Raw genomic sequence first — 22,377 nt, forward strand, 5'->3', positions numbered from 1 at the left:
AAGGAATTTCTCTGGGTAGGTGGGTCATACCGCACAGGTGTAAAACTCTACGACAAGAGCTATCTTCAAAACGACCTGACACCACGTAACTCTGCTGTTGCAGCGATACAGATCTTCCCATCAGAAAAAATCAGGATTGGTTATGGTTATGATTTCTCGATTGGTCCATTACAGGGCTATAGCGGAGGCACACATGAGATCTCGATTGCCTATTCATTCATTAAGCCAAACATCCGACTGGCAACACCAAGAGTGTTTTAAGTGCATAAAATCTTTTATATGTATAATAACCTTTACAGAATAAGACAAAAAATAAACTACATTTACGTATAATAAACTAACTTTTTACTAAATTGCCAAATATTCCTAATACAATGAAAGCAAAGAACGCCGTAGCGACGTTTTCAATTCTTATCGCCGATGATCATGAGATTATCCGCAGAGGTTTAAAAAGTTTGATATCAGACTTTTGGGCAGGTGTACAAATACTCCATGCCTCAAATATGGAACAAGCACTTTTAGAGGCTGAAAAGTCTCCTAACTTGATTGTAATTGATGTAAACTTGCCGGGGGGCAATAACCTCAAAGTAATCGATCAATTGAAGGCGGTACAACCAAATGCGAGGATTCTTGTATTTTCTTCACTTAATGAAAATATTTATGCTGTACCTTACCTTAAATCCGGCGCATCAGGGTACCTCACAAAAAATGCAGAGGAGTCGGAAATTGTTACGGCGATTACCACAATACTTGCGGGAAGCAGGTACTCGAGCAGAAACGTAAAGGAAAATATGTTTAACAGTATTTTGGGTAATGACGCCGATAATCCATTTACGAAGCTTTCTTCAAGAGAGCTGGAGGTAGCTGAGTTGCTGACAAAAGGAATCGGGGTATTGGAAATTTCCAATCAACTTAACCTGCAAATGGGAACAGTCAGTACATATAAGCTTCGATTGTTCCAAAAACTGAAAATTAAAAGTATAATTGAATTAGCCGAAAAAATGAGTATCTACGAAAGATAAAAAGAGTACTATACTCTTTTTATCTTTTGAATTCCTATGTTTTACTTTTTATCCTGATGTTTTGTCCCAGGTCCGTTTTCTTCTCCTGATTCATTTGGAGTAGAGCCTGCCTGACCATACTTTTCCGAGGCCCCTTTTCCATTTTGGTCGAAAGAAGCTTTTTCTTTGGATGTGCCACTCGTTTTTCCTTCTGTATTTTCTTTTTCCTTAGTTGCCATAACGTTATCGTTTTATATGATAACATATAGCCGCCTAAGATGGTTTGAATTAAATCGCAATACTTAACGGACTGCGAATGTGTGGATTGATTTTTACAATAAACTGTAGTCCAACCATAAATAAATTGCGATTTTTATACCCTTACGATAACCTTTAATTCGCAAATACTTATCATATATTAGCCATTGACGGTTTTGAGTCAAACTTAATGGTTGCAATCAGGATATTTGCCTAACACAAAAAATGATGTTTGATAAACAAGTTTACATTCAGCGCAGAGCAGCTTTAAAGTCAAAGATAAATTCCGGAATCTTACTTTTTCTTGGAAATGAAGATAGCCCGATGAATTATAAAGATAATACTTACCACTTCAGGCAAGACAGTACTTTTCTTTATTATTTTGGTATAAGTGAGCCTGCTTTGGCGGCAATAATTGATTTAGATGGCGATGAGACCATTCTATTTGGCGATGAAATGGGTATTGATGACATTGTATGGATGGGCCGCCAAAAAACACTTAAAGAGAAAAGTGAGGATGCCGGATTAAAACAGGTATTGCCCTTGGAAAACCTGGGTGCCTACCTGACACAGTATCAGAAGAAACATCATATAATACACTTCTTACCGCCATACAGACCGGAAAATAAAATCAAGCTGGCGAGCTGGTTAAATTTATCCATTAATCAAGTGAAAGACGCTGCATCTATAGCTTTTATTAAAGCTGTTGTCGCACAAAGATCTATAAAATCGGCTGAAGAGATTACTGAGTTAGACCAGGCAGCATCATTGTCTGCAGATATGCATTTGATGATCATGAAAACGGCCAGACCAGGGATGTACGAGCGGGAACTTGCCGCGAAAATACAGGAGGCCGCTCTATCATCAGGAGGTAACCTGGCTTACCCCGCCATACTGACTGTAAGAGGAGAAATTTTGCACAATCATTATTACGGGAACCAGCTCAGCGAAGGGCAAATGGTACTGAATGATTCTGGTGTTGAAACCGCTATGGGTTACGCGGGCGACTTAACGCGCACATTTCCGGTTGGCAAGCAATTTACCTCGGATCAAAAAGATGTTTATGACATTGTTCTGGAGGCCTATACAAATGCCAAAAACCTACTTGCTCCCGGTGTCCGCTACCTTGATGTTCATTTAACATCTTGCAAAACGCTTGCTCAGGGACTAAAAGATCTCGGTTTAATGAAAGGCAATATTGAAGATGCTGTGGCGCAGGGTGCTCATGCCATGTTTTTTCAATGCGGAACAGGGCATATGATGGGGCTGGATGTGCATGATATGGAAGATATGGGTGAACAGTATGTAGGTTATACCGATGAACTCCTTAAAAATACAAGTCAGTTTGGATTAAAATCTTTAAGATTAGGTAAAGCACTGGAAACCGGATACGTTTTAACCGTTGAGCCTGGAGTTTATATCATTCCTGAATTAATTGACCGCTGGAAAGCTGAAAATAAGTTTACAGAATTTATCAATTACGATAGACTGGAGAAATTCAGGGATTTTTCAGGTATCAGGGTCGAAGACGATTTTCTGATCACTGAAGATTCAAGCAGGATGTTAGGTAAACATCTCGCCATCACCACAAAAGAGATTGAAGCTATAAGAAGTCAGGCTTATTAGAAAACATGAAAATACTTAACACGACATTTTTAACGCTTTTGCTGCTGATTTCAGCAGCAAAACTTTTGGCGCAAAACCAGAAACCAGCCTATACTTTAGCAGATACACTTCGCGGGAGTTTAAATGCCGAACGTAGCTGGTGGGATGTGCAGCGTTACGAACTGAGTGTTAAACCCGATTACAATGATAAGAGCATTGCTGGCGATAACAAGATTGTGTACAAAGTGGTTCGGCAAAATAGCGGGGCCACACGTATGCAGATTGATTTGCAACAGCCCTTAGTTATTGATAGTGTACTCTACAACGGTGCATCCAAATTAAGATTTGAACATGCAGGTTCCGTGTGGTACATCAACGTTCCCGCTCAGAAACTCTCCACTACAAACAACATTCATATCTTTTACCATGGAAAAGTTCATCAGGCTATCCGTGCGCCATGGGATGGGGGTTTTATTTTTACAACCGATTCACTTGGCCGGCCATGGATGACAGTTGCTTGTCAGGGATTGGGTGCCTCGGTCTGGTACCCAAATAAAGATCATCAAAGTGATGAACCCGACAAAGGTGCCTCGCTTACAATGACAGTTCCTGATAGTTTGGTGGCCATAGCCAACGGGAGGCTGCGATATAAAAAAGCCAACCCGGATGGAACAACAACCTATCAATACAACGTAATTGACCCCATCAGTAACTATTGTCTGATTCCATACATTGGAAAATATGTTAATTTTAACGAGGTATATCCGGGAGAGAAAGGACCTTTAGACATTAACTACTGGGTGCTGGATTATAACTATCCTAAAGCTAAATCCTATATGCCGGATCAGGTGCATAAAATGATGAAAGCGCTGGAGCATTGGTTTGGACCTTATCCTTTTTACGAAGATGGTTACCAGCTGATTGATGCTTCGCATACAGGTATGGAACACCAATCAGCTGTTTCTTACGGGAACGGTTATAAATTTGGTTACCGCGGCAGGGATGCATCTGGCTACGGATGGGGTATGAAGTGGGATTTTATTATCATACACGAAAGCGGGCATGAATGGTTCGGGAATAATATTACCACAAACGACCTTGCGGATATGTGGGTCCATGAGGGCTTTACTAATTATAGTGAAACCTTATTTGTAGATTATACTTTTGGTGAGCAGGCTGGGAATGAATATAATTTTGGTATCCGTAAAGGCATTCGAAATGATAAAACGATTATTCCGGCTTATGGTGTTAATGCACAAGGCAGTGGAGATATGTATCCCAAAGGTGGGAACATGTTGCAATCTATCCGGCATGGCCTGAATAATGATGAATTATTCAGATCAGTATTAAGGGGATTGAATTCAACCTTTTACCATAAAACGGTAACTACCCAACAAATAGAAAACTTCATTTCGAAAAAAACAGGATTCAACTATTCCCCTGTGTTTAATCAATACCTTAGAACTGTTCAAATACCCAATTTTGAGTTTTACCTGAAAGATGGGAAAGTGTTTTTCAGATACACCCATTGTGTTGAAGGTTTTAATCTTCCGCTGGTATTGAAAACGGATGGTGTTAAAACACTTAAGATCAATCCGTCAACAAAATGGAAACAGGCAGCTATTACTGGTGATCAGCAAAAATTATTCAATAAAGAAGCCATCGAATTCATGTATTACGTACAGGTAAAACCAGCTAAATAATGGTTTCTAAAAACCTCTTATATATTAGTTTTAACTGGCGTATTTATAGTTGATATTGGTTAAAATCCTATAATATTCTGGAAAGCTGATCCTTTAACTTTGATATTAAATCAATCACATCAATTATTATAAAAGGTAATTGCCAAAATTGAATGAGTCATCTCCACAGATTAGAATTTTAAACTAAATCAATTATATAATATACCATGAGTATAAAATGGACTGGGGTTTTTCCTGCTGTTACCACTAAATTTACAGCAAATGATGAGTTGGATTTCGAAACATTCGACTTAAATATTGAAGCGCAGCTTGAGGCAGGAGCCGAGGGAATTATTCTTGGCGGTTCACTTGGTGAAGCAAGCGTTTTAACCGAAGATGAAAAATTCAGTCTTTTGTCGCACACTCTGGAAGTTGTTGCTGGAAGGGTTCCTGTTCTATTAAATATAGCGGAATCGACTACAAAAAAAGGTATTGAAGTGGCACAGAGAGCAGAGTCGCTTGGTGCTAACGGTTTGATGTTACTTCCGCCAATGCGTTATAATGCTGCGGCAGATGAAACGCTTGCATTTTTCGGCGCCATTGCCGAAAGCACATCTTTGCCGATCATGATTTACAACAACCCTGTAGATTATAAAATTGAAGTTACACTTGATATGTTTGAGGTGTTAACCAAATATGATAACATCCAGGCGATTAAAGAGTCGACCAGAGATGTATCGAATGTAACCCGTTTGATTAATCGTTTCGGCGATCGTTTCAAGATTTTTACCGGTGTAGATCCGCTTGCTATGGAAAGCATTGTGATGGGAGCAGATGGTTGGGTTGCTGGTCTTGTAGATGCCTTTCCAAAAGAAACAGTCGCCATATTCAGGCTGGTTAAACAAAACCGCATTGCTGAAGCCTTAACTATTTACCGTTGGTTCCTTCCGGTACTTGAGCTTGACATACACCCGAAATTAGTGCAGTACATTAAAATGGCTGAAAAGGCAACTGGTTTAGGAACAGAAACCGTCCGCGCGCCACGTTTAGCAGTAGAGGGTGCAGAGCGTGAAAAAGTGATGAAAATTATCAACGATGCAGTGGCTGTTCGTCCTCAATTGCCTGCTGGTAGCTGGGGTAAATAGTTTAAAAGCCAAATATGAACGGAAAAAATATAGTAGCAGCGGAATATGTTGATGTTGCTGAAAAGAATCTTCAGGCACTTGACGCTGCTACGGGATCGGTGCTTGAAGGTACCTTTTCGAAAGCCAACGAAACTTTGGTGGATGAAGCCCTCGAAGCTGCAACATCTGCATTTAAGGTTTACCGAAACATCCATAAAGATAAAAAAGCGTTGTTTTTAACCGCCATTGCCGATGAGATTGCGCTATTAGGCGATCCACTGGTAGCCAGGGCTTCGGCTGAAAGTGGTTTACCTCTGGCACGATTACAAGGGGAGATTGGCCGTACAACGGGGCAGCTCAGGTTGTTTGCCAATCTGGTATCGGAAGGTTCATGGGTAAACGCGATCATCGATCATGGTCAAGCCAACAGGCTGCCGCTACCAAAACCGGACATCAGGAGAATGCTTATTCCTATTGGGCCTGTGGTTGTTTTCGGCGCAAGTAATTTCCCCCTGGCGTTTTCTGTAGCTGGTGGTGATACCGCTTCCGCTTTGGCATCGGGTTGTCCGGTTGTTGTTAAAGCCCATCCGGCACATTACGGTACAAGTGCGATGGTTGCCGGAGCAATAAGCAGGGCAGTGGAAAAAACCGGAATGCCGAAAGGGGTATTTTCTATGTTGTATGATGATGGATATCAGATAGGTGAAGCTTTGGTTAAACATCCCTTAACAAAAGCAGTAACCTTTACAGGTTCGTTTAAAGGTGGTATGTCGTTGGTTAAGCTGGCACAGGATAGAGCACAACCTATACCTGTTTTTGCAGAGATGGGTAGTATCAATCCGGTGATCTTTTTACCAAAGGCAATTGAGCATCAGGCGGAAGAACTGGCTAAAAAATATGCAGCATCCATTACACTTGGAGCGGGTCAGTTTTGTACCAATCCCGGACTTATGCTGGCTATTCAATCGCCCGGGCTTGAAAAGTTCAAATCTGTTATGGCTTCAGCAATCGAATTGATCCCTTCTGCAACGATGCTCACTCCGGGCATTGCAGCAAATTACAGCAAGCTTTCAGAAGAAGTGGCTGGCGAAACCGGAGTTGAAATCCTGGCAGTATCAGGCATTAAAAATGAGTCGCTTAAAAATCAATCAGAAGCCAGAGTGGCACAGGTGAAAGGAAAGGATTTTATTAACAATCCGAGGCTCAGAGAGGAAATTTTCGGTCCCTATTCGTTATTGGTTGTGGCCGATGATGTGGCACAACTTTCGGAGGTTGTTGCTGCACTTGAGGGGCAGCTTACGGCAACAGTAATGGCCGCGGATCAGGAGCTATCAGACTATAAAGATCTCATTCATATATTGACCGAAAAGACCGGCCGTATTATATTGAACGGGGTTCCAACCGGAGTGGAAGTTTGTGCAGCCATGCAGCATGGAGGTCCGTTCCCGGCCACAAACGACAGCCGCTTTACTTCAGTAGGGTCAACTGCGGTTTATCGTTTCGTAAGGCCCCTGGCTTACCAGGACTGGGATCAGGATTTATTGCCCGATGAGTTGAAGGACGGTAATCCACTTGGTATTTACAGAACAGTTGATCAGAAAATAATCCTCCCAGATGAGTAAAACTTTCTTTTGCGTCGACGCCCATACCTGCGGTAATCCGGTAAGACTGGTTGCAGGTGGTGGCCCTCAGCTTAATGGCTCTAATATGAGCGAAAAGCGCCAGCATTTTTTAAAAGAGTACGACTGGATCAGAACGGGCTTAATGTTTGAACCACGTGGTCATGATATGATGTCGGGAAGTATTCTATACCCACCTCACGATCCTCAAAATGATGTAGCAGTATTGTTTATTGAAACAAGTGGTTGTTTACCTATGTGCGGACATGGAACCATCGGCACGATTACGATTGCGATAGAAGAAGGACTTATCCAGCCCCGCATTCCTGGTGTTATTCGTATGGAAGCGCCGGCGGGTTTAGTTCACATTGAGTATAAACAGGAAGGAAAGAAAGTAAAATCGGTAAAACTGAAAAATGTGGCTTCCTACCTGGCCGCAGAAAGCCTTGAAGTGGAATGCCCTGATCTGGGGCTGTTAAATTTTGATGTGGCCTACGGAGGTAATTTCTATGCAATAGTTGATCCACAGGAAAATTTCCCAGGCCTGGAAAATTATACCGCTGCTCAGTTGATTACCTGGAGTCAAACCATCCGTAAACAAATCAATGAGCAGTACAGTTTTATTCATCCGCTCGATCCGACAATTAATGGCTGCAGCCACGTATTGTGGACCGGTAAAACCCTGGACCCTACATCTACTGCCCGCAATGCTGTTTTCTATGGAGATAAAGCCATTGATCGCTCACCTTGCGGAACAGGTACATCTGCACGTATGGCACAATGGCATGCTAAAGGTAAGTTGAAACAAGGTGAAGATTTTATACATGAAAGTTTCATCGGTAGTAAGTTTACCGGAAGAGTGGAGGAGGTGGTTGAGTTAAATGGCATTACAGCCATTATACCCAGTGTGGAGGGTTGGGCAAAGGTATATGGTTACAATACCATAAAAATAGATGCTGAAGACGATCCGTATGCTTTCGGATTCCAGGTGATCTAATCAACTAATTTATCATTTGCCAATGGCCCGTTTATCGCCATTGGCTTTTACGTATCACTACATCAATGGCAAAAGTTTTAATTATAGGTGGGGGAATTGTAGGATTAACCTCGGCTTACTACCTGACTAAAAAGGGTTATCAAGTGACGGTTCTCGATAAGGGTGATATTACTGATAACTGCTCCTTTGGTAATGCAGGGATGATTGTGCCAAGTCACTTTGTACCTTTAGCTGCTCCCGGAATGATCAGTCAGGGGATTCGTTGGATGTTTAACAGTAAAAGTCCGTTTTACGTACGCCCATCTTTAAATGGCAGTTTGATCAACTGGGGTTTGAAGTTCATGAAAAATGCAAATCAGAAGCATGTTGACGCAGCTGCGATTCCATTGAGGGATCTTTCTTTACTGAGTAAAAAAATGTATGAGGAGCTTGCTGCTACGCCTGAATTTGAGTTTGAACTCACCCATAATGGCATTCTGGCATTTTATAAAACCGATCAGGCAGGAGAAGAAGAAACACATCTGGCCGAGAAAGCCATCGCACTCGGTTTAGATATGGCGGTATTGTCGCCTGGCGAATGTAAAGTTTTACAGCCAAACCTTGCACTGGATGTTTTAGGTGCAGTGCATTATCGTTGCGATGCACACCTCTATCCTGCTAAACTGATGAACGCGTTGCTTAGTTATTTAATTACCAACGGCGTGGAAATTCTTAAAAACACGGAAGTAACCAAAATAGAATCGATCAATGATCAGATTAGCCGTGTGTATGCTGGTGAAAAAGTTTTCGAAGCCGATCAGTTTGTAGTGGCCACAGGTTCCTGGTCGCCGGCGGTAGCCAAAATGGCTGGACAAAATATCTCACTCATGCCCGGGAAAGGTTATTCTTTTATGGAGCCTGAGCCTGAAGGCCGCTTAACTATTCCAGCGCTTCTTTGTGAAGCGAGAGTAGCCATAACGCCAATGAACGGCAGTATTCGCTATGGCGGAACGATGGAACTCGACAAGATCAATTCGCGGGTAAATATGCAGAGAGTAAGGGGAATCGTTGAATCTGTTCCTAAATATTTTCCTGATTTAAAGCCCATACTTCCTGATGAGAAAGATATCTGGTATGGTTTCCGTCCATCGTCACCTGATGGTTTACCCTATATTGGAAGAAGTGAGCGTAAAAAAAACCTGATCATTGCAACCGGCCATGGGATGATGGGTTTAAGCCTCGGGCCAGCAACCGGATTACTGGTAAGCGAAATCATTTCGGAAACTCAAACATCAATGCCATTGAATGCTTTCGCGGTAACCCGCTAGTGATGTCACAACTAAAACTGTTGTTTTTTGCTGTAAATGTTTGACAGGTAGTTAGTTGAATGGATTGAAGTTCTTGTGCAGTTGTTAATTTCATTAAGATATTAGCATATGTTGACCGTATTTTAACCTTATTAGCTGATTTTTTATGTTTTTGAGTTAAAATCCTTAAATTCATTCCATAATCAACAAACCTAAACCAACCAAGCTCAGATGAAAGTACTACCGTTTACCATGCTCGTTCCAGATGATAAGAGTGTTATTTCAGAACATATTGAACTGCCTTATTTTTATCAGTATTTGCACCGTCATGATGAGTGGCAAATCACTTACATTGAAAAGGGAGAAGGTACCTTGATCGCTGGAAATGATATGCATGCCTTCCGTTCTGGTGATGTATTTCTAATCGGAGCCAAACTTCCCCACCTTTTTAAGAGTAATCCCGAGTATTTTTCGGGGGATGAGCACAAATCTGTAAAAGCCTGTTCAATTTATTTTAATGCGAGCGGTGCATTAGCTGCTTTGTTTGCCCTTCCGGAAATGAAAATGGCCAGCGCTTTTCTTACTAAAAACAAGCACGGTTTTAAGGTTCCCGAAAAACTGGCCAAGGAAATTGCTGCGAAAATGTTTAGCGTGTACCGGGCATCGGGCGTTGATGTGCTGTTTAACTTTTTGAAACTGGTTAACGGACTTCAGGAATTGAATGAAAATGTTGAACCCCTCTGTTCAGATCTTTATTCATCGAACGTTTCGGAAAACGAGGGGATGAGGTTAAGTAAAATCATCAACTTTATCACTGAAAATTACAACAACCAGATCTCACTGGAAGATGTGGCCAATGCTGCATTTATGACACCTCAGGCATTTTGTCGTTATTTTAAGAAGCATACGGGTCATACTTTTGTGTCGTTCCTGAATGAAGTTCGTATCAACGATGCCTGTAAAAGCCTCATATCCGGCGAAAAAGCAGACTGTATTTCCGGAGTAGCCTATAAGGCAGGCTTCAACAGCATTACTAATTTTAACAGGGTATTCAAAAGCATCATCGGACAATCACCCCGGGCATACATTGACAATTACAACAACGTGAGCAGAGTGAGTCTTGTAGGTAATTAATTTCAACTAGTTTCGACATAGTAAATGAAGCCATTTCTTAAATGGATGGCTAGCCTGTTGTCAACTTTTTTACTAAAGGCGTCTGGATACTGACCTGATGTACTGATCCTGCTAATCAACTTTATGAACAAAAATTCTGAACATTTCAAACCCTCACTTAAACTTATTGATGCGACCATGCTGGTTGCAGGCAGTATGATCGGCTCGGGAATTTTTATTGTAAGTGCAGATATTACCCGAAATGTAGGCAGTGCTGGCTGGCTCATGGTGGTATGGCTCATCACCGGATTTATGACGCTTACTGCAGCATTAAGCTATGGTGAGCTGAGTGCCATGTATCCTAAAGCAGGAGGGCAATATATTTATCTGAAGGAGGCTTATAATCCACTGGTAAGCTTTTTATATGGATGGAGCTTTTTCACCGTGATTCAAACAGCAACTATTGCAGCAGTGGGTGTAGCTTTTGCAAAATTTACTGCTTACCTCATACCCGCATTCAGTGAGGAACTGGTTGCCATTGATCTGGGTTTTTTATCTGTTTCACCGGCACAGCTTCTATCAATTGGAGTTATTGTATTGCTTACCTTTATCAATAGCAGAGGCGTTAAAGGAGGTAAAACCATCCAAACTACATTCACTGTAGCCAAACTACTAAGTCTTTTTGGTTTAATCATTTTCGGACTGTTATTCCTGGACAAAGATATCTGGAGAAATAACTGGGCAGATGCCTGGAAACTCACCGGATTAACGTCAACCGGTACTGATATTAACTATTCTGCCATTGCTGCAGTGGGTGCAATAGCAATCTCCATGGTAGGCTCTATCTTTAGCAGTGATTCCTGGAATAACGTCACCTTTATTGCCGGAGAGATCAAAAACCCGGCGAGGAACATAGGTTTGAGTCTGGCGCTCGGTACCATCATCGTTACCATACTCTATCTGTTAACCAATATCATGTATACGGGGGTACTTTCATTGCACGACATTGCCTATGCTGATAAGGATCGGGTTGCAGTTTCTGCAGCGAATCATATATTCGGCACCGCAGGAACAGTGATTATTGCGGTCATGATTATGGTCTCTACTTTTGGATGTAACAACGGGTTGATCATGGCAGGGGCAAGGGTATATTATTCGATGGCGAAGGACGGGTTATTCTTTAAAAAAGTAGGTACGCTTAATCAAAAATCGGTTCCTGGATTTGGTTTATGGGTGCAGTGTTTGTTCGCATGTTTATGGTGTTTAAGCGGAAAGTACGGCGATTTACTGGATATGATTTCATTTGTGGTGGTGATGTTTTATATGCTTACAATTTTTGGGATTTTCATTCTTCGAAAAAAAAGACCTGATGCCGCACGCCCTTATAAAGCGATTGGGTATCCCGTATTGCCTGTCATCTATATTTTAATGGGACTGGCATTTTGTATTTTACTGATTGTTTTCAAACCTAAATTTACCTGGCCCGGATTAATCATTACCATGATTGGTATTCCGATATATTACCTGATAAAAAACAAGAGCAGGGAAACCCCTGAAGCTGTGGATGCTGAATAGTGTCTTCTCTGTTTTTTTAATTTATATCCTTAGTTTAAATAATTATTTCAACCTATGAATTGCAACAAGCTCAATGGCTTTCTCCTTACTTTTTTCACTATGCTTTCCGCCCACATGGCCATTGCACAACAAAAAGTAACGGCTTATTTACCCGATGCATCAGACATAGCATTAAATTATCAGCAGGCGTCAAAAATAGATACAGCACTACGCAATCTTCCTACTAATAACGATATCACGCCATTCTGGAAGAAGGACGGCACTGCATTCTGGTATAAGAAAAATCTGCCCAGCCGCAACTGGACATACATGTATGTTGACGCCATTTCAGGAAAAAAACAGGAGGCCTTTGATAACCGGAAAGTGGCCGCTGCCCTGGAAACCGTGTCAGGTAAGAAGCAAAATCCGGAAAGGCTGCAATTTGAAGTGCTTTACTTTTCGGAGCAAAATCAAAACGCAACCCTTAAAAAAGATAACAAATGGTATACCCTTGATCTTAATACTTACCAGATAAAAGAAACCAATGATACAGTTGTATTTAATTATAATGCTAAGAAACCCCTTCAACAGCGGAAGTCGCGCTGGCAGGGCGTGAGGGATCAGAAAAAATCTCCCGACGGAAAATATGACCTTATTATCCGCGGCGGAAATATTCTGGTATTGGACGTCACCACCAGGTTAGAAACACAGCTGAGTTTTGATGGGAATGCCGAACACCCTTATGGAAGTTATACCTGGTCGCCCGACGGCAAAAATATCATTGCTTACAAAACCTTCCCGAAAGAAACAAAGAAAGTACATTATGTGCTTAGTTCCGTTGCCGGTACTACACGAGGTCTGCTTAAATCAAGAGAGTATGCGCAACCAGGTGATGAATTTACATCATATGAGCCCTACATATTTAATGTTGAAGCCAAAAAGTCCATAAAAGTGGATACAGATCCTGTTGACTTTTTTGGACCTCAGGAACTGCATTGGCGTGTGAATAATAGCCGGTATTACACTTTCGAGAAAGCTGACCGCGGACATCAGCGTTTCAGGGTAATAGAAGTTGATGTGCAAACGGGTAAGACGAGAAACGTAATTGATGACAAAGCCAAAACCTTCATTTACGAAAATAGAATTTATACCCGTTACCTGACAAAAACCAATGAAATGCTGTACACCAGTGAACAGGATGGCTGGCAGCATTTGTACCTGGTTAATACCATTACAGGCAAGCAGCAATTGATCACCAAAGGCAATTGGGTGGTGAGGGATATTGACAGCGTTGATGTAACTAAGAGACAGATCTGGTTTCGGGCAAGTGGAATGAATAAGGATGAAGATCCATATTTTATACACTATTACAGAATTGGTTTTGACGGAAAAAACCTCATTAATCTGACTCCGGAAAAAGGGAACCACAGCTTAACCTTTTCGCCAGATCGGAAATACTATATTGATACCTATTCTCAGGTAAATATTCCAGCAGTATCGAAGTTGAAAATTACGGGTACTACACACACCGTTACTGAATTTGAACGTGCCTCCGTCGATCCTTACCTGGAAGTGGGGGTGAAGTTGCCTGAAATTTTTGTGGCCAAAGCACGTGATGGCATAACCGACATCTGGGGTATTGTTTGTCAGCCATCGAAACTAGATCCAAATAAAACTTATCCGGTAATCGAATATATTTATGCTGGTCCTCAGGATAGTTTTGTTCCAAAGAATTTTCTTCCGGCAAGTGAGATGCAAAGTATGGCCGAATTGGGTTTTATTGTTGTGCAGATGGATGGCATGGGCACTGCAAACCGCTCAAAGGCCTTCCATGATGTATGCTGGAAAAATCTTGCCGATGCGGGTTTTCCCGACCGTATTTTATGGATTAAGGCCATGGCCAGGAAATATCCAAATGCCGACATCAGCAGAGTAGGGATTTACGGCACATCTGCCGGCGGACAAAACTCAACCGGCGCTTTACTGTTTCACCCCGAGTTCTATAAAGCTGCTGTATCAGCGTGTGGTTGCCATGATAACCGAATTGATAAGCAATGGTGGAACGAGCAATGGATGGGCTATCCTGTGGGGCAGCACTATGATGAACAATCGAATATCACCAATGCAGCAAAGTTACAAGGTAATTTATTTTTAATTGTAGGTGAGGCGGATGAAAATGTGCCACCAGAATCGACTTACCGGCTAGCTGATGCCTTGATAAAAGCCAATAAAGATTTCGATATCTTAAGTATTCCCGGCATGGGGCACAGTGATGGTGGTGTGTATGGCAGACGACGAAAGCGCGATTTTTTTGTACGACATCTGTTAAATGCAACGCCACCAAATCCAAATGCCGTTTTAAGTAAATAATTCTTTAGATTTTTGACAACCTTTGGCTCAATATCGCGGTAAGGTTGTCAAAAACATTAAATCTCAGCGGAACGCATAAATTAAGATGTCCCTGTGATCTTTCCCATTGAAAACTGTACCTTTGCCCGCGTTTAATTTGGTTAATCCATATTAATCGGTTATAAAATATGGGTAAATCAACCTTCCGTACACATATCTCAATTTTCTTCCTGGGTGAGTATTTTTCAGATGCAGTTCGCAATACGCTTTCTGTAGTGTTGCCTGTTGCCTTATTCTTCTGGTTAGGTAAACCCGAAACTGCTACCGGGATTGGTGTAGGTGCATTACTCATCAGTTTAACTGATTTGCCCGACCACAGGGCAAATAAACTTAGGGCTGCAATATATAGCATCATATTGTTTTTCTTTGCTTCACTAATCGTCAGTGCAAGTTTGCCCTATCCACTCCTTGCTGCTGCAGTGCTAATTTGTTTATCCTTTATCTTTTCCATGTTTATGGGCCTGGGTAACAGAATGGGTTTAATCGGAACCATGACACTTGCGCTCAGTACCTTTGTGGTAGGGCTACATCCCAGTCATCCTTTTCAGTTCAGTTGCTATGTGCTGATCGGTGGATGCTGGTATTATGCGCTGAGTTTGGTTCAGGTACTTTTGAGGCCCTACCGCTCACTGCATCACGCAATTTTCGAGTGTTTAATCAGCAGCGCCGCCTTCTTAAGGTCGAAAGCTGAACACTATAATCCCGAAATCCCATTAGAGAGTCTGCAATCCTCCTCAATCAGACTGCATATTCGCGTGAATCAACGCCATGAATTAATCAGGCAGTTGCTGCTTACTGATACTCATGCCATGAACCCGGAAAATCGCCGTGGACAGGTTTTAATAAATAAAGCAAGGCTGGTGATCGACCTATATGAGCAACTTAGTGCGGTACATTATGACTATGAGTATGTGCGCGAAGCGTTGTCGGGTACGAACCGCCTGCCTTTAATTGAGCAACTGATTGAGGGGCTGGCTAAGGAGCTTGAATTGCTGAGCAGAGATTTCCGTAAATCAAGGCAAGGGGCACTAGCGAATGAGATGATTAATTACCGACAGTGTAAAGAAATGCTTCTCAATAACCTGGCGGGCTTGACCTCCGCACAGCAAAATATCATTTCGAGGATTGTATCAAACGCAGATGAAATCACATCGTTAATCAGCAAAATGAGAACCGAACCTGTAGTCTCTAATGACACTCCCAAAGCATTGGAAGATGAAATTGCCTATCCGTTGTTTGTAAGCCCGGAGAATACAGCCCTGTTCCAACAACTTACGTTTTCTTCACCAATATTCAGGTTTTCCCTGCGCCTGGCATTTTCCTTTCTTTTTGCTTATATCCTGTTATCATTTTTTGAGCCCAGTAAATACAGTTACTGGGTTTTTCTCACCCTCCTAATCGTATCCCGCCCCAGATTTTCACTCACCTGGAAAAGGAATATACAAAGGGTACTTGGTACTTTGCCGGGGGTAGTTTTAGGTTTGATTGTGGTTTACCTCATCAAATCGCCTGTAGTTCTATTAAGCTTATCAGTGATTTTCTTGCTTGGATTTTATGCTTTTAACCGCCTAAACTATGCGCTGTGTGTGGGATTTATCACCGCTGCGGTAATTTTAACTTTAGGAAGTTATCATGGGCATTTTGACCATATTATCCAGGAAAGAATTATCTATACGATCATTGGCTGTGCCATTGCAGTTTTTGCCAGTTATTTGTTTCCAGTATGGGATAGCCGCAAACTGCAGTACTACATATCTCATGCGGTTCAGGCAACGCAAAATTATTTAAACGTGGCAGTATATAAAGCCAGTGCCGCAATCGTGGATCCAACACAGTCCAGAATGGCTCGCAAAAATGCACATTTAACGCTAGTTGAGCTATCTGATGCCATTGGGGCTGCAAAACTTGAACCCATCAGCCATTCGATTGATTTTTCTTCGTTAAATGCTATACAGTTTAACATTTATCAGATAGGGGCCTTAACTACTTCGATTTTCCTCAGCAGCGAAGAAGCTAAAGTCCACCCACAGCTGGATCAGGTAAACAACCTGTTTGGAAAAATTTTAGCAATACGCGATGATCAGACTTTAGCCACCAGTAGCCAACCGGTTTTCAGCTACCAACTAAGCAGCGATGGAGTAAGCAGTGTAACCCACAAACTGAATGAGATTATGAAGCTGACCGAAAGCCTGTCTCATCACATGGCCAGTTTCAAAACAGCAAAAAACCAGGTTTAACTAAAGTAGTCTTCCAGCAGCGCCAAGAAGTTAGGATCAGGTTTATTCTTAGTTTTGTTAATCAAAGTATGCTGCGCAGAATTGTACTTTTCAATAAATGTGGCCTGACCTTCATTGAATTTCAAATAGCCTTGCTCAAAATAACGCTCTTCAACAGCTGGAGATGAATCCATTGAATTGAACCAGAGTTTTATAAATGCACCATTTTGACGGTCGAGATATAGCCATTGATAAAGGTCTGATAAATCAGCACTATCAGGTAAATCCAGACGTTTAACTTCTACAATAAATAAGGTTGAACTCTCGAAAAGATATAGGATCTTAAAAGTAGGCGACATGACGCAAAAATACCAAGTACCTTAGCCAAATGCAAGGTTAATCTGAAAGATTTATTAAGATAGATCACTCATCACGATTAGCGGACGTTGTTTTGTAAGACATCACAACTCCTTTATTTATTCATATTGATAATTGTCAAATCTTAATGTCAGATTGTTTGACAACTTAAACAGCAGGTACTTATTTTTGATTTTAATTCATGAGTTCTTGTCTATCCTCTTGAATATAAGTTGGATTGGTATACAGTTTATTAGGGACATTAAATTGTAAACCAAGGTAAAGAGCGGCATTATTGTTCGCTCTTTATTTTTTTATATCAGATATGCTCTTAATTCTATGGGCGTCCAAACATTGCCTGGTTCCCTAAGCAGCTATGTAGATATTCCTGCCTTTAGTAACTATAACGTTTAAATAGGGCAGCGACTGCGGGATAAAAGCGCATGTGAAGCTTCTTAATAGATTTTACCTATCATATCATAGAATTAAATGATTGTGATTGGTTGAATCAATGTTTTAATTTTATCTCAATATTTAAACTTAAAGCTTAAATTAGTATTCATCTAACAGAACATAAAAATAAAACATGGACAACGGATCAAACGACATCAGCAAATGCCCATTTCACAATGGCGCTATGAAAACCAACGTTGGCGGTGGGGGTACCCGCAATCACGACTGGTGGCCAAATCAATTGAAACTTAATATTCTTCGCCAGCATTCTTCTTTATCTGATCCTATGGGTGAAGATTTTAGTTATGCTGAGGCATTTAAAAGCCTTGATCTTGAAGCGGTGAAAAGCGATCTGCATGCATTGATGACGGATTCACAAGACTGGTGGCCAGCAGATTTCGGACACTATGGTGGTTTGTTTATCCGTATGGCCTGGCACAGTGCAGGTACTTATCGTGTCGGAGACGGCCGTGGTGGTGCGGGTGCAGGATTACAACGTTTTGCGCCATTGAACAGCTGGCCAGATAACGTGAGTTTAGACAAGGCCCGAAGATTGTTGTGGCCTATAAAACAAAAATACGGGCGTAAAATTTCTTGGGCGGATTTGATTATCCTTACCGGAAATATCGCACTAGAGTCGATGGGCTTTAAAACCTTTGGCTTTGCAGGTGGCAGGGAGGATTTATGGGAAGCGGACGAATCAGTATATTGGGGTGCCGAGAAAACCTGGTTAGGTGGTGATTTACGCTATGCACACGGCTCTGATGGTGCGCACAAAGATCACGGTGTATTAGTGAGTGATGATGATGCCGATGGCGATGTGCATACCCGCAATCTGGAGAAACCACTGGCAGCGGTGCAAATGGGTTTAATTTATGTAAATCCTGAAGGACCGGATGGTAATCCTGATCCGCTTCTTTCAGCTAAAGATATCCGCGATACTTTTGGTCGCATGGCGATGAACGACGAGGAAACGGTAGCACTTATTGCAGGAGGCCATACCTTTGGTAAAACACATGGTGCCGCTTCGGCAGATCATGTAGGTAAAGAACCTGAAGCAGCGGGTATAGAGAGTCAGGGATTTGGCTGGAGCAACAGCTATGGTTCGGGTAAAGGTGCAGATACCATTACCAGCGGTTTAGAAGTGACCTGGACAACCACGCCAACCAAATGGAGCAATAACTTTTTTGAAAACCTGTTCAAATACGATTGGGAACTGACCAAAAGCCCTGCAGGTGCACACCAATGGGTAGCCAAAAATGCGGAAGCGATTATTCCTGATGCTTACGATAGCGCTAAGAAGCATCTTCCAACCATGCTGACAACGGATTTGGCTTTAAGGTTCGATCCGGCTTATGAAAAGATTTCAAGAGGGTTCCTTGAAAATCCAGATGCCTTTGCTGATGCTTTTGCACGTGCTTGGTATAAATTAACACACCGTGATATGGGACCAAAAGACCGTTATTTAGGTCCGGATGTACCACAGGAAGAATTACTCTGGCAAGATCCGATACCTGCCGTCGACCATACCTTAATTGATGATAATGATATCGCTGCTTTAAAAGGTAAAATCTTGGATTCTGGATTAACGGTATCTGAACTGGTTTCCACCGCCTGGGCTTCGGCTTCCACTTTCCGTGGATCAGATAAACGTGGTGGTGCAAATGGTGCACGGATCCGTCTGGCTCCTCAAAAAGACTGGGAGGTGAATCAGCCTGCACAGTTAAGCAAAGTATTAAACGTACTTGAAGGTATTCAGAACGAATTCAATGCTGCGCAGTTTGATGGGAAAAAAGTTTCCCTTGCCGATTTAATTGTACTGGCTGGTAATGCCGCTATCGAAAAATCAACAGGAAGTGCAACTCAAGTGCCATTTTATCCAGGTCGTATGGATGCTTCCCAAGAACAAACCGATGTAGAATCATTCGGCTACCTGGAGCCACTGGCTGACGGTTTCCGTAACTACCGCAAATCGAAATTTGGCGTGTCTACAGAAGAATTGTTGATCGACAGGGCTCAGCTACTCAACCTTACTGCACCTGAACTTACCGTGTTGCTAGGTGGATTGAGAGTGCTGGATATCAATGCTGACGGTTCGAAAAACGGCGTGTTTACTGAACGCCCTCAGCAGTTATCGAACGATTTCTTTGTAAATTTACTGGATATGAACGTAGCCTGGAAAGCTACGTCGGATGACAAAGAAGTTTACCTGGGTACTAACCGTGCCACAGGTCAACCAAAATGGACTGCCACCCGTGCTGATCTGGCTATTGGCTCAAACGCAGAATTAAGGGCTATTGCCGAGGTGTATGGAAGCGCTGATGCAAACGATAAATTTGTGAAGGATTTTGTAAAAGCCTGGAACAAGATTATGAATGCTGATCGTTTCGATCTGGTATAAGTTGAAGTGATTTAAATGTCGAGATGGCCGTCTGATTTCTATCGGACGGCCATTTTGTTTGATCAGTCATAAGTCCTTATCTGCATATGGTAGGATATAGTACTATAATCATACGTTAGTATAAGATTGTAATCGTGATAACCCAGTTTTTTGATCAAGTTCACCATTTCTTGCAGTACTATGATATTATTTACCGGAGATGATTTATTTTTGCATTAGTCGTGCCGGAATGCACAAAACCGATCATTTTGATCAGTTACAACTTATCTCAACCATTTCGCAATTTTAATTACGATCATTAGTATATCATCGGGAAGCCAGAACATGAATAATAATAGCAACGAACAAATCAACCATAGAAATATCAAACCAGACATCAAAGCTGTATTTTTTGATGTGGATGGCACATTAGTCAGTTTCAAAACCAACCAAATACCCGTTTCTACTAAGAGGGCACTTGATGCACTCCGCAACAAAGGCATTAAAGTAATCGTAGCCACCGGGCGTTCCATTCAGGCCCTGGAAGTATTAAACGAGTTGTCTTTTGATGGCTTCATCTGTTTTAACGGTGGGCTTTGCGCCACAACCGATGGAGAGATTTTGCACAAACAACCCATGCATGCAGAAGACATAAAAGCACTGGTGGATTATCAGAAAAAATACAATATGAATTTCGCATTGATGTATCATGATGGCGTATTCGTGCATACGATTACCGATATGGTGAAACAAATGCATGATCATATCAACCTGCCTTTACCTCCGCTATTGGATCCTGAAAACGTGGATTTTGGAAATGTGTTACAGGCAAATGTTTTTATGAACCCGGAAGAGGAAGTTCTGTTTATGGAAAACGTGATGCCCAACTGCGTAGCAAGCAGGTGGACACCACTTTTTGCTGACGTAAATGCCGGCGGATTAAATAAATATGTGGGCATCGAAATTTTCTGTAAGCATTTCGATATTCAACCTTCTCAAACAATGGCCTTTGGCGATGGGGGTAATGATATTGCCATGCTTACGCATACTGCCATTGGAGTAGCCATGGGCGATGCCAATGCAGGCGTTAAAGCCATAGCCGACTATACCACTGCTGATGTAGACGATGATGGTATCTTGAAGGCATTGGTACATTTTGGCGTATTGGAAGATGTGGCTGACTGTCCAACTTTAAAAACAAAGGCGAGTTTGTCATCATGATCCTATTCTCTATCCGTGATAGTGTATTTTATTCTCTATAGTTTTCATGTGAAGATGTTTACTTGCCATCAACTCGTATACTGCCAGTTTCACAAATAAAGGTTTGATCATGGGGTCGAAACGGGAAAACTTTAAGTGCGTATAAATATCAACAGGTTGCTGTGGGTATTTGAAAAACGAACGTTCAAGTAACTTCATAACCGCTGTTTTATATTTATTAATGATCTCGAGCCTCGCGTCGTCAGGAATGATATAGTCATATTCCTCGTATGTGATGCGGCTGTTTTCTTTTGTTCCTTTCTTTTTGTTGACAACATCCCATGGATGAATAAGGCAATATTGAATTTTGCCCGCCTGGTATGTTTTGATACCTCTTATAGCTCGCTTTTCATGGAAACCGTAGGGGTCGGGAATTAAATTTAATTCTACATCTGATGTGGAGTGAAAAATAGCTTTTAAAGCAAGTTTATCATTATCATGAAGCTTTACGCCATCATTGAGTTCTTCATAATCGCGGTAAAAATAGGGTTGCTTGCCCATCAGGAATGAAACATCTTCCTGAGTGTATCCAGATGCAATTCGTGAAATGCAACATTGATAACGGATCGTAAATTCACTTTGAGTCATTAAACCCGAATAATGATGCGGTGTGTTCATAATTAGATTTGTTATAGTCTGTAAATATTTACTGGTTAAACACCACTAATGTAATGTTTGACATTACTAAAGTAATTATAAACAGTCTATTTTGCAAATTATTATTATCACTTTATTCAATGCGCTTATCTTTAAATGAATTCTGAAGAAAATTTCAATTGTGATGACCAAATTAGGAGAGTATTTAGCTAAACGATCTGTTAGTAAAGCCACATTAGCAAAAAAGACAGGCATTACCAAACAACGGTTAAATGACCTCACCTTAAAGGATAATGCGAGGCCAATGGGCTTTGAACTTTATCTGATAGCGCTTGCAATTGAAGCAGAGGTTGTGGAGATAAATAAGTTTTTATACGGACACCTGAAACTGAAGGAAGAAATGGAGGGGTAAACGCATTATAGGCTTAATTTATGGTCAAAGTATAAGCTAAGCCGTAAAACCTCA

The 22,377-nt window shown here is 41.5% G+C and carries 18 protein-coding genes; 15 read left to right on the forward strand and 3 right to left on the reverse strand.

All coding sequences use genetic code 11. From position 1 onward, the window contains the following. Both AC570I_RS15300 and AC570I_RS15305 read left to right on the forward strand, forming a co-directional pair. Window positions 1–261 (forward strand): type IX secretion system membrane protein PorP/SprF (locus tag AC570I_RS15300; protein WP_497406137.1); only part of this gene is annotated, 261 nt, incomplete at its 5' end. 113 nt (window positions 262–374) lie between these two features. Next, on the forward strand, window positions 375–1,022 hold the full coding sequence (locus AC570I_RS15305; protein WP_047800743.1) for a response regulator: 648 nt from the start codon (window positions 375–377) through the stop codon (window positions 1,020–1,022). 41 nt (window positions 1,023–1,063) lie between these two features. On the opposite strand, the gene AC570I_RS15310 is transcribed toward AC570I_RS15305, so the two are convergent. Further along, on the reverse strand, window positions 1,064–1,240 hold the full coding sequence (locus AC570I_RS15310; RefSeq protein WP_156166779.1) for a hypothetical protein: 177 nt from the start codon (window positions 1,238–1,240) through the stop codon (window positions 1,064–1,066). Between the two features lie 244 nt (window positions 1,241–1,484). Here AC570I_RS15310 and AC570I_RS15315 point away from each other — a divergent pair, with 244 nt between their 5' ends. From AC570I_RS15315 to AC570I_RS15360, 10 genes are all read left to right on the forward strand, one after another. Further along, window positions 1,485–2,885, forward strand: coding sequence for an aminopeptidase P family protein (locus AC570I_RS15315; RefSeq protein ID WP_497406138.1), 1,401 nt, complete (start codon window positions 1,485–1,487; stop codon window positions 2,883–2,885). 5 nt (window positions 2,886–2,890) lie between these two features. Further along, window positions 2,891–4,567, forward strand: a complete 1,677-nt coding sequence (locus tag AC570I_RS15320) for a M1 family metallopeptidase (protein WP_497406139.1) — start codon at window positions 2,891–2,893, stop codon at window positions 4,565–4,567. A gap of 206 nt (window positions 4,568–4,773) precedes the next feature. Next, on the forward strand, window positions 4,774–5,691 hold the full coding sequence (locus AC570I_RS15325) for a dihydrodipicolinate synthase family protein (protein WP_497406140.1): 918 nt from the start codon (window positions 4,774–4,776) through the stop codon (window positions 5,689–5,691). Window positions 5,692–5,705: 14 nt separating this feature from the next. Then, window positions 5,706–7,292: an aldehyde dehydrogenase (NADP(+)) gene (locus tag AC570I_RS15330; protein ID WP_497406141.1), complete on the forward strand. Its 1,587-nt coding sequence runs from the start codon at window positions 5,706–5,708 to the stop codon at window positions 7,290–7,292. Beyond that, the gene (locus AC570I_RS15335; RefSeq protein ID WP_497406142.1) at window positions 7,285–8,286 is read left to right on the forward strand and encodes a 4-hydroxyproline epimerase; all 1,002 of its coding nucleotides are present in this window, start codon (window positions 7,285–7,287) and stop codon (window positions 8,284–8,286) included. Before AC570I_RS15330 ends, AC570I_RS15335 begins: the two co-directional genes overlap by 8 nt. A gap of 65 nt (window positions 8,287–8,351) precedes the next feature. After that, on the forward strand, window positions 8,352–9,593 hold the full coding sequence (locus tag AC570I_RS15340; RefSeq protein ID WP_497406143.1) for an NAD(P)/FAD-dependent oxidoreductase: 1,242 nt from the start codon (window positions 8,352–8,354) through the stop codon (window positions 9,591–9,593). A 210-nt stretch (window positions 9,594–9,803) separates the two neighbouring features. Then, on the forward strand, window positions 9,804–10,706 hold the full coding sequence (locus AC570I_RS15345; RefSeq protein ID WP_497406144.1) for an AraC family transcriptional regulator: 903 nt from the start codon (window positions 9,804–9,806) through the stop codon (window positions 10,704–10,706). Window positions 10,707–10,829: 123 nt separating this feature from the next. Then, complete coding sequence (locus AC570I_RS15350) at window positions 10,830–12,260, forward strand: APC family permease (protein WP_497406145.1); 1,431 nt, start codon at window positions 10,830–10,832, stop codon at window positions 12,258–12,260. Window positions 12,261–12,314: 54 nt separating this feature from the next. Further along, window positions 12,315–14,609 carry a S9 family peptidase gene (locus AC570I_RS15355; protein WP_497406146.1) on the forward strand — a complete coding sequence of 765 codons (2,295 nt, stop codon included), beginning with the start codon at window positions 12,315–12,317 and terminating at the stop codon, window positions 14,607–14,609. A 167-nt stretch (window positions 14,610–14,776) separates the two neighbouring features. Continuing rightward, on the forward strand, window positions 14,777–16,885 hold the full coding sequence (locus tag AC570I_RS15360) for an FUSC family protein (protein ID WP_497406147.1): 2,109 nt from the start codon (window positions 14,777–14,779) through the stop codon (window positions 16,883–16,885). On the opposite strand, the gene AC570I_RS15365 is transcribed toward AC570I_RS15360, so the two are convergent. Next, window positions 16,882–17,223, reverse strand: coding sequence for a hypothetical protein (locus tag AC570I_RS15365; RefSeq protein WP_047800732.1), 342 nt, complete (start codon window positions 17,221–17,223; stop codon window positions 16,882–16,884). The two genes, AC570I_RS15360 and AC570I_RS15365, sit on opposite strands and share 4 nt — an antisense overlap. A gap of 584 nt (window positions 17,224–17,807) precedes the next feature. Between AC570I_RS15365 and katG the strand changes: the two genes are divergently transcribed. Both katG and AC570I_RS15375 read left to right on the forward strand, forming a co-directional pair. Next, a complete protein-coding gene (gene katG / locus AC570I_RS15370; RefSeq protein ID WP_497406148.1) occupies window positions 17,808–20,075 on the forward strand; it encodes a catalase/peroxidase HPI in 2,268 nt (755 codons plus the stop codon). A gap of 324 nt (window positions 20,076–20,399) precedes the next feature. Then, on the forward strand, window positions 20,400–21,275 hold the full coding sequence (locus tag AC570I_RS15375) for a Cof-type HAD-IIB family hydrolase (protein ID WP_497406149.1): 876 nt from the start codon (window positions 20,400–20,402) through the stop codon (window positions 21,273–21,275). Window positions 21,276–21,284: 9 nt separating this feature from the next. Here the strand turns inward: AC570I_RS15375 and AC570I_RS15380 are convergent, their stop codons facing one another. Beyond that, complete coding sequence (locus AC570I_RS15380; protein ID WP_497406150.1) at window positions 21,285–21,932, reverse strand: hypothetical protein; 648 nt, start codon at window positions 21,930–21,932, stop codon at window positions 21,285–21,287. A gap of 163 nt (window positions 21,933–22,095) precedes the next feature. On the opposite strand from AC570I_RS15380, the gene AC570I_RS15385 reads away from it, so the two are divergent. Beyond that, a complete protein-coding gene (locus AC570I_RS15385; RefSeq protein WP_316801606.1) occupies window positions 22,096–22,323 on the forward strand; it encodes a helix-turn-helix domain-containing protein in 228 nt (75 codons plus the stop codon). Window positions 22,324–22,377 lie beyond the last annotated feature (54 nt).

The organism is Pedobacter sp. A2324, assembly GCF_059693705.1.